At 49.7% G+C, this 13,701-nt stretch carries 11 protein-coding genes; 7 read left to right on the forward strand and 4 right to left on the reverse strand.

The window, feature by feature from the left end:
* The first annotated feature begins 77 nt into the window (after window positions 1–77).
* On the forward strand, window positions 78–1,496 hold the full coding sequence (locus AWQ21_RS14400) for a diguanylate cyclase (protein WP_065715121.1): 1,419 nt from the start codon (window positions 78–80) through the stop codon (window positions 1,494–1,496).
* A gap of 160 nt (window positions 1,497–1,656) precedes the next feature.
* Here AWQ21_RS14400 and yvcK read toward each other — a convergent pair whose 3' ends face one another.
* Window positions 1,657–3,075 carry a gluconeogenesis factor YvcK family protein gene (gene yvcK / locus AWQ21_RS14405; RefSeq protein WP_071932293.1) on the reverse strand — a complete coding sequence of 473 codons (1,419 nt, stop codon included), beginning with the start codon at window positions 3,073–3,075 and terminating at the stop codon, window positions 1,657–1,659.
* Window positions 3,076–3,475: 400 nt separating this feature from the next.
* Between yvcK and AWQ21_RS14410 the strand changes: the two genes are divergently transcribed.
* The 4 genes from AWQ21_RS14410 (at window position 3,476) to AWQ21_RS14425 (ending at window position 8,153) form a co-directional block, all read left to right on the forward strand.
* Window positions 3,476–4,156 (forward strand): MBL fold metallo-hydrolase, encoded by a 681-nt coding sequence (locus tag AWQ21_RS14410; protein WP_065715123.1) that lies wholly within the window; start codon window positions 3,476–3,478, stop codon window positions 4,154–4,156.
* Between the two features lie 83 nt (window positions 4,157–4,239).
* Window positions 4,240–4,776 carry a rhodanese-like domain-containing protein gene (locus AWQ21_RS14415; RefSeq protein ID WP_065715124.1) on the forward strand — a complete coding sequence of 179 codons (537 nt, stop codon included), beginning with the start codon at window positions 4,240–4,242 and terminating at the stop codon, window positions 4,774–4,776.
* A gap of 55 nt (window positions 4,777–4,831) precedes the next feature.
* Window positions 4,832–5,701, forward strand: a complete 870-nt coding sequence (locus tag AWQ21_RS14420; protein WP_065715398.1) for a sulfite exporter TauE/SafE family protein — start codon at window positions 4,832–4,834, stop codon at window positions 5,699–5,701.
* A gap of 670 nt (window positions 5,702–6,371) precedes the next feature.
* On the forward strand, window positions 6,372–8,153 hold the full coding sequence (locus AWQ21_RS14425; RefSeq protein ID WP_065715125.1) for an EAL domain-containing response regulator: 1,782 nt from the start codon (window positions 6,372–6,374) through the stop codon (window positions 8,151–8,153).
* Between the two features lie 229 nt (window positions 8,154–8,382).
* On the opposite strand, the gene AWQ21_RS14430 is transcribed toward AWQ21_RS14425, so the two are convergent.
* From AWQ21_RS14430 to AWQ21_RS14440, 3 genes are all read right to left on the reverse strand, one after another.
* Window positions 8,383–9,176, reverse strand: a protein-coding gene (locus AWQ21_RS14430) for an IS5 family transposase (protein WP_315862169.1) whose coding sequence is annotated in 2 segments (ribosomal slippage) — window positions 8,383–8,883 and window positions 8,886–9,176 — 792 coding nt in all. Because the reading frame shifts where the segments join, the coding sequence is not laid out codon by codon here.
* A 167-nt stretch (window positions 9,177–9,343) separates the two neighbouring features.
* Window positions 9,344–9,718 (reverse strand): hypothetical protein, encoded by a 375-nt coding sequence (locus AWQ21_RS14435; RefSeq protein ID WP_065715126.1) that lies wholly within the window; start codon window positions 9,716–9,718, stop codon window positions 9,344–9,346.
* A gap of 131 nt (window positions 9,719–9,849) precedes the next feature.
* Window positions 9,850–11,493 (reverse strand): VWA domain-containing protein, encoded by a 1,644-nt coding sequence (locus tag AWQ21_RS14440; RefSeq protein ID WP_065715127.1) that lies wholly within the window; start codon window positions 11,491–11,493, stop codon window positions 9,850–9,852.
* A 156-nt stretch (window positions 11,494–11,649) separates the two neighbouring features.
* Between AWQ21_RS14440 and cysS the strand changes: the two genes are divergently transcribed.
* Window positions 11,650–13,068, forward strand: coding sequence for a cysteine--tRNA ligase (cysS, locus tag AWQ21_RS14445; protein WP_065715128.1), 1,419 nt, complete (start codon window positions 11,650–11,652; stop codon window positions 13,066–13,068).
* A gap of 101 nt (window positions 13,069–13,169) precedes the next feature.
* A complete protein-coding gene (locus tag AWQ21_RS14450; protein WP_065715129.1) occupies window positions 13,170–13,643 on the forward strand; it encodes a nitrate reductase associated protein in 474 nt (157 codons plus the stop codon).
* The last annotated feature ends 58 nt before the right edge of the window (window positions 13,644–13,701 follow it).

The following is a 13,701-nucleotide window of genomic DNA, read 5'->3' on the forward strand; positions in this document are numbered from 1 at the left end:
GGACACAATAGAAATAGCGGGCAAAAATTAAACTGTGCTTACCTCCCCCCCCTGGCCCGTGGAACTTTAGGCTGCTGATGAAATGCTTCCCCTTTACCCAAGCCCTTATTTATCTTGGTGCTGCCTCGGTCTGTACCCTGGGAATTACTGTGATCTTAGGCTGGTATTTGCGCCTGCCGGAAATCATCCAGCTTTATCCTACTTTTGTGCCGATGCAGTTTAATACAGCCCTGGGGTTTGTGTTGGTGGGGCTCGCGATGTTTGCCCTAGGGCCGATGAAAAGAGTGGCGATCGCCTTGGCGGTTCTCATCGGTTTATTGGGAGGATTGACCCTGGCTGAATATATCTTTGGCCTAAATCTCCCCCTGGATGAACTCTTCATGCGCCATTACATTGTTGTCGCGACGTCCCATCCAGGACGCATGGCCCCAAATACCGCCCTCTGTTTTTTACTGACGAGCATTGCCTTGTTCTTGATTGCGCAGCCGCAACACAAAAGAAATTTGCTGGGGGGAAGTTTTTTGGGGGCGTCGGTGATGGGGTTGGGGACGGTGGCTTGTTTGGGCTATCTTGCGAATATTGAGGCCACCTACGGTTGGGGGAAGCTGACGCAAATGGCGGTTCATACCTCCGCTAGTTTTATGGTGGTGGGTCTGGTCGTCATTCTCCAGGCGCGCCAGTTGAGTTTACAAATTCACCGTCGGGTATCCACTTTTTTCTTTCCTGTGGCGTTGTTATGGCTGGGGTTAACCTTGACGATTGCCCTGTGGCAAGCCTTTTTTTCTGAGAGATTACTGGCTGAGGACAAGGCCCAGAGTTTATTTGAGCATCCGGTGGCTTTGGGAATCTTGATTTTAGGGAGTTCTTTATCTTTGGTATTGGCGATCGCCGTGTGGTTTGCGATCCGTTTACAGGCCCAGGTCGAGGCGTTAAAACAAGCCCAGCAGGAAATTTTAGGTTTAAATCAGCAGCTCGAGGAACTTTCCCACTTGGATGGGTTAACGGGCATTGGTAACCGCCGCTTATTTGACCTCACTCTAACGAAGGAGTGGCAGCGGGCGGGGCGGTATCAGTATCCCCTAGCCCTGATGATGATCGACATTGATTTTTTTAAAAACTACAACGATCACTATGGACACCAAAAGGGGGATGAACGTATTCAACAGGTGGCCTCCTGGGTCAGTTCGATGGCCCGTCGCCCGACGGATTTGGCGGCTCGTTATGGGGGAGAAGAGTTTGTACTGTTGTTGACCAATGTTGATTTTTCGAGCGCGAAGCATATTGCCCAGGAATTGATCAAGGCGATCGCCAGGGCAAAGATTCCCCATCCAAAGTCACCGATTAGTGAATTTATCACCATCAGCATCGGTCTCCATGTGGCCCAACCCCAACCCCAGGCGGATATGGGGCACTTCATTTTTCAGGCCGACAAAGCTTTATATCAAGCGAAACATGAAGGGCGCAATCGCATTGTGACATCGAGGGTTTCGGGGTAGGACACCTCTGACTTGATCGCCACCTTCCTCAAGGATCACCCCTCTAGCTCCCCTCCAGGGGAGAAATTCATGGGCCTTGTCAGCTCACCGACCAACTGTTCCCCTCTTGAGAGGGGTTAGGGGAGTGTTAGCTCCAGGGCCACCTTCCCCAGGGAAGGTGCTATTTGGTGGGGGGATGGGCCATTTTTGTTTGGACTTCGGCAGCACGGCTAAACCAACGCACCAACATCCCCGCTAGGCGTTCGTGGTTGTGGCGGACATAGCCTGTGTCTGGATCTTCGTCCATGATGTTGGCAATCACCACCCGTCGCCTCAGTCGTCCCACTTCTTCGCGGTCAAGAAATACGGGATGGGAACGTTCGAGGGCATATTTACGGAGGGCTGCTTCCGAGGGCGATCGCTGGTGGACAAGAACCGCATCAAAGAGTTTTTTGCCACAGGCGCGGTCAATGGCCTTGATGTGGTCAGCGACGGTGTAGCCATCGGTTTCCCCCGGTTGGGTCATGATATTGCAGACGTAAATGCGGGGGGCCCCACTACGGGCGATCGCCTCGCGGATTTCCGGGACTAAAAGGTTAGGGATCACGCTGGTGTAGAGACTCCCCGGCCCCATGATAATAAAATCGGCTTCTTCAATGGCCTTGACTGCTGCGGGGAGCGCCGGGGGATTTTCGGGCCAACAACCCAGTTCCATAATGTGTCCCCCGGCCTCTGGGATATTAGATTCGCCTTCAATGACCCGACCATCGGCCATCCTCGCCCAAAGCTTCACATCACTGAGGGTCGCTGGCAAAACCCGACCGCGAATCGCTAAAACCTTGGAACTAGCCAGCACCGCCTGTTCTAGATCCCCGGTAATTTCGCTCATGGCCGTGAGAAATAAATTGCCAAAGCTATGGCCCACCAAGCCATCGCCCGCCTTAAAGCGATATTGAAATAATTCCGTGAGGAGTCTTTCTTCGTCCGCAAAGGCTGCTAGACAGTTGCGGATATCCCCCGGCGGTAGGACGCCAATTTCCCGTCGTAGTCGTCCCGAAGATCCGCCATCGTCGGCCACGGTCACCACGGCGGTAATATTGCTGCTGTATTTTTTGAGGCCCCGTAGCAGGGTAGAGAGACCCGTCCCCCCACCAATGGCGACAATTTTTGGCCCCTTGTTTAAGCGCCGATGGTTGTGGAGCATATCGACTAATTCTTCGTCCCCATCGGGATTTAGTACCGTGGTAATTGCCCCAAAGGTACGGTTTTGGCCCCAGAAAATTAGGCTCAAACCGGCGGCGATCGCCACTGGCCCAGAAATATTACTCGGAACCACCGCTGTTAACCATTGCAGGAGTGCCCCCATCAGAGCAAGCAACCGGGAAACGGGAGTTAAATTGAGCCAAATCGCTAACCCCAACGCCGTAAACAGCACTCCCAAAGCACTCATCAAGAGCCATCGCTTGACCGAGAGGCCCGGCATCATCCATTTCAGCCAATGGTTAAGACGATACTGTGGGTGATTTTTAGTGACTGCCATTGGTCGCGGATAGGCCCGGAGGTTTTTGCGGAAAGTACGACGAAATGGGTTGATCAGCATAATGGTGCATGGTTAAACAGCAGAGTCACCTCAGGGGGAGCATTGCTTAGGGTCGTAAAAAAAAAGAACACCCCAAGATCAAACAGGAAAAGAACCCATTTTTTACAAAAATCTTCAGAATTTTTGCCTAGGTCTACCATAGGGGGGAATGGTGCTTCTGAATGTAACAAACTCCACTCCTGTACCCTTGAGTTGCGAGGAAACAGCTAAATGATGGGATGAATGATCGTCTGAAATTGTCCCGTCACCCTGAGTATAGGCATTCAATGGGGGGAGTCGAGGGGAAATCTCCCCCACAAGCTTAAAAAAAGCCTAAAATTTTCTATTGATAAATTACTTTTTAGTGATATACTTATATTTAACGACCAGCTTAGTCACTCAGCTGCTGTCTTTGTGAACCATGCTCTTTCGCCAACTTTTTGACTACGAAACCTATACCTATACTTACCTTGTGGCTGATCCTGACAGTGGTGAGGCGGCCTTAATCGACCCTGTGATTGAGCAAGTGGATCGGGATCTCAAGCTTCTGCAAGAATTGGGTTTGACGTTAAAGTATTGTTTTGAAACCCATGTCCATGCTGACCATGTGACGGGGACGAGTCGGCTCCGGGAGAAAACGAACTGTTTAGGGGTTGTCCCCCAGGGGGCAGAAGTGGCCTGTGCGGATCGTTCCGTTGCCGATGGGGAAGTGCTCAAGGTTGGTGCCATCGAAATTAAGGCGATCGCCACCCCAGGCCACACCGATAGTCACATGGCATTTTTGGCCGATGGCACCCATCTTTTCACGGGGGATGCCTTGTTTATCCGGGGTTGTGGCCGCACAGATTTCCAGAGTGGCGATGCGGGCACCCTCTACGATTCGATTCAAAAACTGTTTAATTTACCGCCCGCAACCTTGGTTTATCCGGGCCATGACTACCGGGGCCAAGTGGTTTCGACCATCGCCGAAGAAAAGCAATTTAACCCCCGACTCAAGGGCGATCGCCAAGCCTTTATTCACCTCATGGATAACCTCAACCTTCCTAACCCGAAAAAGATTATGGAAGCAGTGCCCGCTAACCAAGCCTGTGGCAATGTTTAAAATGTTTAAGTCTTGTTCCCCTAGCAAGCGCGCCATTTTTTGTTCTGGATTACACCCAATCATCACCATTTTTTCTTAGTGCAATGACAACTACTCAACAACAACAATTACTTGAACTTTCCCCTGCTGAGTTTGCTGCCCAGGTAAATTCCCCCAATACCATCGTTTTCGACGTGCGCGAACAGGCTGAATACGCCAGAGAACATGTAGCGGGGTCACAAAATATCCCCCTGTCTCGCTTAACCGTAGATACCGTCCCCCAGACAACGAAAAATGTGATCCTCTATTGTCAAAGTGGCAATCGCTCCCGACGGGCAGCAGAACTCTTTTTTGCGGCGGGTTATTACCAAGTGGCCCATTTTGACGGTGGGTTTACGGCCTGGAAAGGCGCTAACTTGCCTTACAACGAAAATAAAAAAGCGCCCTTGCCGATGATGCGCCAGGTACAAATCGTTGCCGGGGGCCTAGTCCTCGCAGGCACATTGTTAAGTGCATTTGTCTCCCCTTGGTTTTTGCTCCTCACCGGATTTGTCGGCTCTGGGTTGATGTTTGCGGGCTTTACGGGCTTCTGCGGCATGGCAAAGATTTTGGCCCGTCTTCCCTACAACCGCGTCAAATAAGTTTAACGAACGACATTGCTCCCCACAGTTGCTGGGGGCTTTTTTTTTGGAGGATATGATGCAGATCTTGGGATATTTTTTAGCGGCCTGTATTGGTATTAGTTTGGGTTTGATGGGGGGCGGTGGTTCGGTGTTGGCGGTGCCGATCTTAGTCTATGTGATGGGGGTTGACCCCAAAAGTGCGATCGCCATGACATTGTTTATTGTCGGCATTGTCAGTGCGGTGGGTTTGGTCCCCCACTGGCGGCAGGGCAACATTAATTTGAAAAAAGCAGGGATTTTCGGCTCGGCGACGATGGTTGGGGCGTTCCTCGGTGCGCAGTTAACTCGGTTGCCTGTAATTACAGGGACGGTGCAATTGCTGCTGTTTGCGGTGATGATGCTGATCGCGGCGATTTTTATGATTCGTAAAAGTAGTCAGGCGATCGCCCACCCAGCCAATGAACCGCATCTCGAGGATTATCCGGCTCCTGTGTGCCGCTACTGTTGGCTATGGTTGCTCACGGAGGGCTTAGGGATTGGCGTTTTGACGGGGTTAGTGGGGGTTGGTGGTGGCTTTGCGATTGTGCCGGCCCTGGTACTGCTCGGCAAGACGGAAATGAAAGAGGCGGTGGGTACGTCCCTGGTGATTATTGTGATGAATGCGATCGCCGGATTTTTGGGATATTTTGGCCAAGCCGATGTGGTTTTTGATTGGCAGTTAATGGTGAATTTTACCTTTGTGGCCAGCGTTGGCATTTTAGCTGGGGGATATAGCTCGCGGTACGTCAAAGCCAAACAACTCCAAAAGGGCTTTGGGTATTTTCTCTTGGCGGTGGCGGCTTTTATTTTGTTTCAACAGCGCGATCGCCTACCCCGTTTTGGCTCCACCGATATACCCCCTACCCTTGTCCAAACCGAAGCACATTCCCTCCGGAGGAGATAAGACGCAGATTTAACTGATACGAGCGGGAATTTCCCTTCCTCGCACACAGTACTGTGACGAGCAGGGAGGGGAGGAAAGCGAGTTAGACTCATGCTACTGTAAGTTTGTCTTGACCACTTCTCCCTAAGCGAAAGCCAAGCTAAACGGGCAGTGTTGCAAAAAAAGAATTTTGGCCTTCGGAACGAGGGTTTTCCGCCTATCGCCAGAATGTTAAGACTCGCTATTCTTCGGAGTAGAAAGCAGTTCTTTGCGTAGAAAGCTCCTTCCTCGCTTTAGCAGGGAGGAGTAGTTCACAATATTTGCCTTTTGTTGATGCCTGTGTTACATTTCTTTACATGTAACGCTCGATTTTTCATACTTGCAAACCAATATGAGTATTTCTGCCCTCCAAAGGATTATTCCGTTACACTCTAGGCACCAGTTGGTCACCGGGCAAAATTTCCTGAGGATTTATAAGAAATATCACAACAGTGAAAACTAATGAATTTCAAGTATTTTAAGCAATAAACTGATTACAAGCAGGCTCAGTCAACATTCTGAATAAGTATTATTTTCTTTTGCCGATTTTAAAATCAACAATAAACATTTTCCCCAATACTGATCCAAGCCCCTAACCTTTTTGAGTTCAAACTTTATAGACCTACGCACTAGTGGTCACCGGAGTAACCCTATGCATCCTGAAAAAAACCATAAAGAATTAACGACAATTTTGGTTATCGAAGATGACAACATTCTCCGCAAACTGACGTGCAGAATCCTTTCCAGTAGTGGCTATATCGTCATCGAAGCCAAAGACGGTGTCCAGGGCATTGAAGTAGCAACAGAATGCTTACCTGATCTGATCATCTGCGACGTAATGCTGCCCTACCTCAGCGGTTACGACGTCCTCGAAAAACTCCAACAAAGCGAAGCAACCGAAAGAATTCCCTTTATTTTCCTAACAGCCCAATCGGAAACCAGACAACTCCGCCAGGGCATGGCTTCCGGCGCAGACGATTACCTCACCAAGCCCGTCCAAGCGGCAGAATTACTCAAGGCCATAGAAGTACGACTCAGCAAACAGGCCCGGGTCACCCAATACTATTCCGAAAAAATCCATCAACTCCGCGAAAAAGATGGCCTCACCGGTCTACCCAACCAAAACAAAATTGCCGATGCCTTTGAGGCGGTCATTGCGGACTTACCACCAGAACAAGACAGTGAGACCGTCCCGCCAATCGCCATTTTTTCCATTGGCCTCGATCGCTTCCAACTCCTCAATGAGTACCTGGGACATGGCGCAGTCAGTTTGCTGCTCAAACAGGTGGCCGAAAGACTCCAGCAGGTATTGAAAAAATATGGCATGGTCGCCAGTCTTAATACTTCAGAATTTTGTGCCATTCTTCGTCCTGTAGAACACAAACATGAAGTTGTAAACATTGCCCAAGAACTGCTCACTGCCTTTGAATCCCCCTTCACCTTATTAGAAAATAAGCAAGACGTATTTATCAGTTTAAGTATTGGGATCGCCTTTTACATGAGAGATGGTCTAGCACTCCCCGAAATTTTAGGGAATGCCCACACAGCAATGGTGCAAGTCCAGAAACAGGGAGGTAGTCAATACTCTTTCTACTCCGTGGCGATGAATATTGGTCGTTTTAATGCTGTTTCCCTAGAAGCAGATCTGCGTCAGGCTATTGACAACAATGAACTTGAGATTTTTTATCAACCGAAGGTAAATCTGCAAACGGGTAAGGTTGTTGGTGCAGAGGCATTATTGCGTTGGTTCCACCCGACTCGGGGCTTAGTCTCGCCCAGCCAGTTTATTCCCCTCGCAGAGGAAACGGGGCTGATTATTCCCATTGGAGAATATGTCCTCGAAGAAAGCTGCAGTCAGTTGCGGCGGTGGCAGACGGCGGGCTTAAAAGATTTTTATATGTCGGTTAATCTTTCTGCAAAGCAGTTTACCCAACTCAATCTCCACTATCGCTTAAGTCAGATCATTATTAATAATCATCTGCAACCCCAAGATATCCAGTTAGAACTCACGGAAAGTACCCTGGTGAGCAATGGTGGTGCATCGATCCGACGGCTGAAGGCTCTGCGCTCCCTGGGCTTAAAGATTGCTCTCGATGACTTTGGGACAGGCTATTCTTCCTTGAGTTATCTCCAGCAATTTTCTTTTGATACCCTCAAGATCGATTATTCTTTCATCCATAAAATTCACCAAAATCCTGTGAATGCGGCGATTATTACGGCGATTATTGAAATGGCCCATCAACTGAACTTAAAAGTAGTGGCAGAAGGTGTGGAAGAGCAGGCAGAATTAGAATTCTTGACTAAGTTTAATTGTGATGAGGTTCAAGGTTTCTTATTCAGTCGACCCATTAGAGCTGAAGAGTTTTTCAACTCTCCCTTTATTGATCTTGAGAATGCAGCCTTTGCTGATTCTAGGATCACCGCTAACATGTGATAGGTGATTCCTTTCAATTTCAGCGAATAGACTGAGAGCTGATTTATAAAGCCCTTCTGTCCCCAGTCTGGGAGGAATTTTCGGTCAATTAATGGGATCAAAGTCCCCCCAAATGCCGGAGCTTTAGTGAGGAGATTTAGGGGGAAAATCAAGCAATTCATTTACTTTATAAATGGCCTCTAAAGTGAATAGGCCCATTAAGAGGATGTCTGAGAAAATATTGTAAAGATTACGCCAAGCGCCTCAGAAGGATGCGAATGGATGCTAGATATATCCACGCTTCCGCACTCCTCGTATTACATTCATAGTCTCGACTCAAACGGCGGCACCAGTAAAACCAGCCAAAGGTTCTCTCCACTACCCATCGCCTTGGTAATGCTGTGAATCCTTTGCACTCCTCCGGACGTAATACTTTCTCCAATATCCAGCCAAACTTGTCCATTACCCAGCGCACAAGACTTTCTCCGTGATACCCCCCATCCACATACAACAGGTAAAAACACTCTAGATTCAGTCCCATCCTTTGGATTCGTGCCAACAATAGCTTTAATCCTTGACCTTCCGCGGTGTTGGCGGCAGTTACCACTACGGCCATCAAAATGCCCAAGCTATCCACCATGATGTGTCGTTTGCGACCTTTAACTTTCTTATTTCCATCAACTCCAACATCCTGATGAATCATTGTTGCTGTATCCACCGATTGAGAATCCACCACCCCATAGCTCGGTGAGGAGGGTGGTCATGACCTGTGGTGCGTTCCCACTGATGGAGAGTTTGGTTAATACGTTCGAGGGTGCCATCGTCACGCCATTGGCGGAAGTAGTGATAGACGGTTTGCCATTTGGGGAAATCATGGGGCAGTAAGCGCCAGGCGATACCACCCATGAGGATATAGAGGAGAGCATTAACGACTTGACGCAGGTCAGTGGAGCGGGGACGACCACCCGATTTAGCTGAGGGAAGTAGGGGTTTAAGGAGAGACCATTGGTCATCGGTGAGGTCTGTCGGATAGGATGTAGACATGATTTTTGAGATTAGAGATTTATGTACTTCTACAGGCTAAATCTCTATTTTTTTATCCGCCATACCCTTCTCAGACATCCTCTAAACGTAAACGATCAATAATTAAGACCGCTGTCAACACCTGTAGAAGGAAATTTGAGCGGTCTTTAGGCTTGTGGGATTCGTTTTTAGCGGGGCGCAACCAAACGCACTTTTTGAACCGCCGGGAGTAGTAAACCAGATTGGGGTTGCGGTGTTGGCGTGACAATGCTGCCGGGTAAGCAGGGGCCGAGCTGGAAATTTACTTCTTGGGGACGGGGTTGCCAACCTTCAGGGCAGGTCAGGGGCTGCGGTTGGGCCTGGTGGGGGCTTGGTAAAGGGCTCGCAATGGTGCCGGGAAGACAAGCGCCCAATTGGAAATTAACTTCCTGGGGACGGGGGAGCCAGCCAGTCGGGCAACCACTAGGGGGCGGCGGCGCCGCATTTGCACTAAAGCCACTTCCCATCAGAATCATTGTGCCGAGCATTAAACTTTTACCAATGGTGCGTTGTGTGATTTTCATTGATTTGTTCTCCGAAGGATATTTTTCATTTCATGGTGCTATGTAGTGGCCGGGCAGTAGACCCTATGCACTTGGCGATCGCCTAACCCACAACCACAGAGGAGAACAAAAAAACTTTGTTGACTTTTGTCCTAGAATTTCAAGGCCTGGGCTGTTTTGACCAGTTGGATAAATTCACTGCGGTAGCCTTCGGGATCTGCCCCTTTGCTGCCCTGGGCGAGTTCTAAAACTTGATCAAAGGAACTTTCGCCGCGATAGGGGGAGTCCCGCAACAGCATCCCAAATTCCGCCACTGCTGCCGCAAACCGGAAATCGGGAGAGGCTTGATCTAAGGGTTTACCGTCATTGGCGATCGCCTGGGTGATCAGTTCTGAATTATCCCCAGTGGGGGGCTTGTAGCGGAGCTTTAGTTGCAGCAATTCCCCCGCAAAATTTCCCGAATTGGGTTGTGTTTCTTGGTATTTCAAATCATCCACGGTCGGCAGCTCAACGGGCGAATCAACACCCACCGGTACAATTTCATAGAGGGCCGTCACTGTATGACCAGCGCCCAGTTCCCCCGCATCTTTCGTGTCGTCGTTAAAATCCTGGGCTGCCAACAGGCGATTTTCGTAACCTAACAATCGGTAAGCTTGCACCTGGGCCGGATTAAATTCCACCTGAATTTTCACATCCTTCGCCAAAGTTAAAAGCGTACCGCCCATTTCTGTTACCAATACTTTTTTCGCTTCGAGGATGTTGTCGATGTAGGCATAATTTCCATTACCGTTATTAGCCAGTTGCTCCATCTTGGCATCCTTGAGATTGCCTGTACCAAAGCCCAACACCGTTAGAAAAATATCCTGTTCCCGCTTTTGTTCGATCAGACGAATCAACTCTGCATCGCTGGACATGCCCACATTAAAATCACCATCGGTGGCCAGGATAATCCGGTTATTGCCATTGTCGAGGAAATTTTCCGCCGCCTCTTGGTAGGCCAGTTCAATGCCTTCACCACCCGCCGTGGAGCCACCTGCCTCTAAATTATCTAAAGCCGCGAGAATGGTCTCTTTTTCGGCCCCGGACGTAGAGGGCAAGACTAAACCCGCTGCCCCGGCATACACCACAATGGAAACGCGGTCCTCCGGGCGCAACTCGTTCACCAATAATCGAAAAGCTGACTTGAGGAGGGGGAGTTTATCAGGATCATTCATCGACCCCGACACGTCAAAGAGAAACACCAAATTGCTGGGGGGGAGGGCTTCATTTTCAATTTCTTTCCCTTTAATGCCAATACGGAGGAGTTGGTGCTGGGGTTGCCAAGGGGCTTGGGAGAGTTCAGTGTTAATGGCGAAGGGTTGATTGTCTGGAGCGGGATAGTCGTAGGTGAAATAGTTAATCATCTCCTCCAGGCGCACCGCATCGGCGGGGGGGAGTTGACCATCATCTAAAAAGCGGCGCACATTACTATAGGCGCCGGAGTCTACATCCAGAGCAAAGGTCGAAAGGGGTTCGGTGCGCACCAGTTGGAAAGGATTATCACGGATGAGGTTGTAGTCCTCTTGGGATAAATCTGGAACTTCTTGAGGAATTTCGCCATCGAAGGGAGGACTCGTAGGGGGCATCGCTTCTGTTTCGGTAATCTGGGGCGCTGTGGCGCTATCCATACCCGTTTCTAAATTCCTCTGGGAGGCCATCTGACAACCGGCGAGAATTTGTCCCCCTAACAAACAACCACTAAGCAGTAATGTGAGGGAACGCTGGGAAAACGGTTTACAGGATGATGAAGTGGCCATGGGCTGACCTCCAGGAGAAGAATTACCTTCAACCTAACACCGTCTCAAGGGGCGATCGCCTAGGTTCAAAAAACTGTAACGACAGGACTCAATGGGGATTGAATTCTCTGGGCAATCGTGGGTTAGAATGAAACACGCTCAACGCCAGTGCTTACCATGTCCCTCAGTCTTTACAACACCCTCCACCGCCGTTCTGAACCCTTTGAACCCCTCGAAAATAATCGGGTGCGGATGTACTGCTGTGGGATTACGGTGTATGACTATTGCCATCTGGGTCACGCACGAACCTGTTTGATTTGGGATGTGGTGCGACGTTACTTGCAATGGTCGGGCTACGAGGTGCATTACATCCAAAATTTCACCGACATTGACGACAAAATTCTCAATCGGGCGCGGGCGGAAAAAAGTTCCATGGGGGCGATCGCCGAAAAATTCATCGAAGCCTATTTCGAGGATATGGAAGCGCTCCACATTCAACCCGCCGACGAATATCCCCGGGCGACCCACAGTTTAGATGGGATTCAGAAGCTGATCCACGACCTAGAACAACGGGGTTTTGCCTATGCCTCCCAGGGAGATGTGTACTATGCCGTGCGTAAGTTTGACGGTTATGGGAAACTCTCTGGCCGCAAATTAGACGATATGCAAGCAGGGGCCAGCGGTCGGGTCACAGAAGACCCTGATGCGCCGAAAAAACATGATCCCTTTGATTTTGCCCTCTGGAAAGCCGCTAAAGAAGGTGAACCCGCCTGGGATTCCCCCTGGGGTTCCGGTCGTCCCGGTTGGCACATCGAATGTTCGGCAATGGTGCGCGATCGCCTCGGAGAAACCATTGATATCCATGTGGGGGGCAGTGATTTAATTTTCCCGCACCACGAAAACGAGATCGCCCAATCGGAAGCGGCTACCGGCCAACCCCTCGCAAAATATTGGCTGCACAATGGCATGGTGAAAGTAGAAGGGGAAAAAATGTCCAAATCCCTCGGCAACTTCATCACGATCCGTGAGCTGTTGCAAAAATATGACCCGATGGCCGTGCGCTTGTTTATCCTCCAGGCCCACTACACCAAGCCCCTGGACTTCACCGACGAAGCCCTCACCGCTGCCACCAAGGGCTGGGAAACCCTCAACGATGCGCTTTTGTTCGGGGCAGAACATTTGGATACGAACAATATCACTGCGGACAAGGGCATCCTGGCGAAATTTAAGGCGATTGTTGACAATGACCTGAATTTTTCCGGCGGACTAGCGATTCTTTTTGAACTGGCGAAGGAACTGAAAAAAGAAAAAAATATCCTCGTCCACGAAGGCAAGCTCCAGCAAAATCCGCAAATTCTCGCATCCCTCTGGCTCACCCTCAAGGAATTGGCCGATATCCTTGGTTTTGTCCCGGAAACGAAGCAACAGGCCGCTGGTTTAACCGATGCCGAAATTGAAAGCCTGATCCAACAACGTAAAGACGCCCGCGCCAATAAGAACTATGCAGAAGGCGATCGCCTCCGAGATTTACTCACCGCAAAAGGCATTGTGTTGGTGGACAAACCAGGCGGCATTACCGAGTGGCACCGTGAATAAAAAAGAACTCTTAGTCCCCTTTCATAAGGGGGATTTAGGGGGATGTAAATCCCCAAGCTAACCCAACATGATTATGTATATTTTCAGTGAGGCAAAATCCCATGACAGATTTCTTTGGGTTCGAGCAGGACTTCATTGCATCCTTGCGTTGCATCCCGATGATCATCCGCTACAAACTCGATACCTGCGGCGTCAAAATGAAACTCGACCATTGGCATAAACTCACAGAGGCCGAGAAAACGCAATTGATCCAAATGCCCTGTGAAACCCCTGCTGAGGTGCAGCACTACCACGAAACGCTCCAAGGTCTGATTACAGAGAAAACAGGCACACCAGCTAAAGTCCTCGATATCGACCCAAATCCTCCCTGGTTACAGACCGAAATTCCCGCCCAAATCCTCGAAAAAGCCCAAGATTGCGCTGTCGAAATGACTCCAGATCAATGGCAAGCCCTAACACCCCTGCAACGATTTGCCCTGCTTAAACTAAGTCGTCCCAGCCACGAAAATCACAACTTTATCCCGGCCCTACGAGAATTTGGAGTACTGCCAGGGGTTCAAGCTGAGAAAAATTGAGCTACATTGAAAAGCCCAACCCTCTTCTGTTCCCGTCTATTTTGTAGGATCAATTACG

Origin of the sequence: Picosynechococcus sp. PCC 7003 (genome assembly GCF_001693255.1) — a bacterium.
Classification (GTDB): domain Bacteria; phylum Cyanobacteriota; class Cyanobacteriia; order Cyanobacteriales; family MRBY01; genus MRBY01.

What these genes read in the sequence shown, in the direction of transcription:
- AWQ21_RS14400 (WP_065715121.1), top strand. Translation starts at nt 78, where the DNA reads ATGAAATGCTTCCCCTTTACCCAAGCCCTTATTTATCTTGGTGCTGCC.
- yvcK (WP_071932293.1), bottom strand. Translation starts at nt 3,075, where the DNA reads ATGCTGATCAACCCATTTCGTCGTACTTTCCGCAAAAACCTCCGGGCC.
- AWQ21_RS14410 (WP_065715123.1), top strand. Translation starts at nt 3,476, where the DNA reads ATGCTCTTTCGCCAACTTTTTGACTACGAAACCTATACCTATACTTAC.
- AWQ21_RS14415 (WP_065715124.1), top strand. Translation starts at nt 4,240, where the DNA reads ATGACAACTACTCAACAACAACAATTACTTGAACTTTCCCCTGCTGAG.
- AWQ21_RS14420 (WP_065715398.1), top strand. Translation starts at nt 4,832, where the DNA reads ATGATGCAGATCTTGGGATATTTTTTAGCGGCCTGTATTGGTATTAGT.
- AWQ21_RS14425 (WP_065715125.1), top strand. Translation starts at nt 6,372, where the DNA reads ATGCATCCTGAAAAAAACCATAAAGAATTAACGACAATTTTGGTTATC.
- AWQ21_RS14435 (WP_065715126.1), bottom strand. Translation starts at nt 9,718, where the DNA reads ATGAAAATCACACAACGCACCATTGGTAAAAGTTTAATGCTCGGCACA.
- AWQ21_RS14440 (WP_065715127.1), bottom strand. Translation starts at nt 11,493, where the DNA reads ATGGCCACTTCATCATCCTGTAAACCGTTTTCCCAGCGTTCCCTCACA.
- cysS (WP_065715128.1), top strand. Translation starts at nt 11,650, where the DNA reads ATGTCCCTCAGTCTTTACAACACCCTCCACCGCCGTTCTGAACCCTTT.
- AWQ21_RS14450 (WP_065715129.1), top strand. Translation starts at nt 13,170, where the DNA reads ATGACAGATTTCTTTGGGTTCGAGCAGGACTTCATTGCATCCTTGCGT.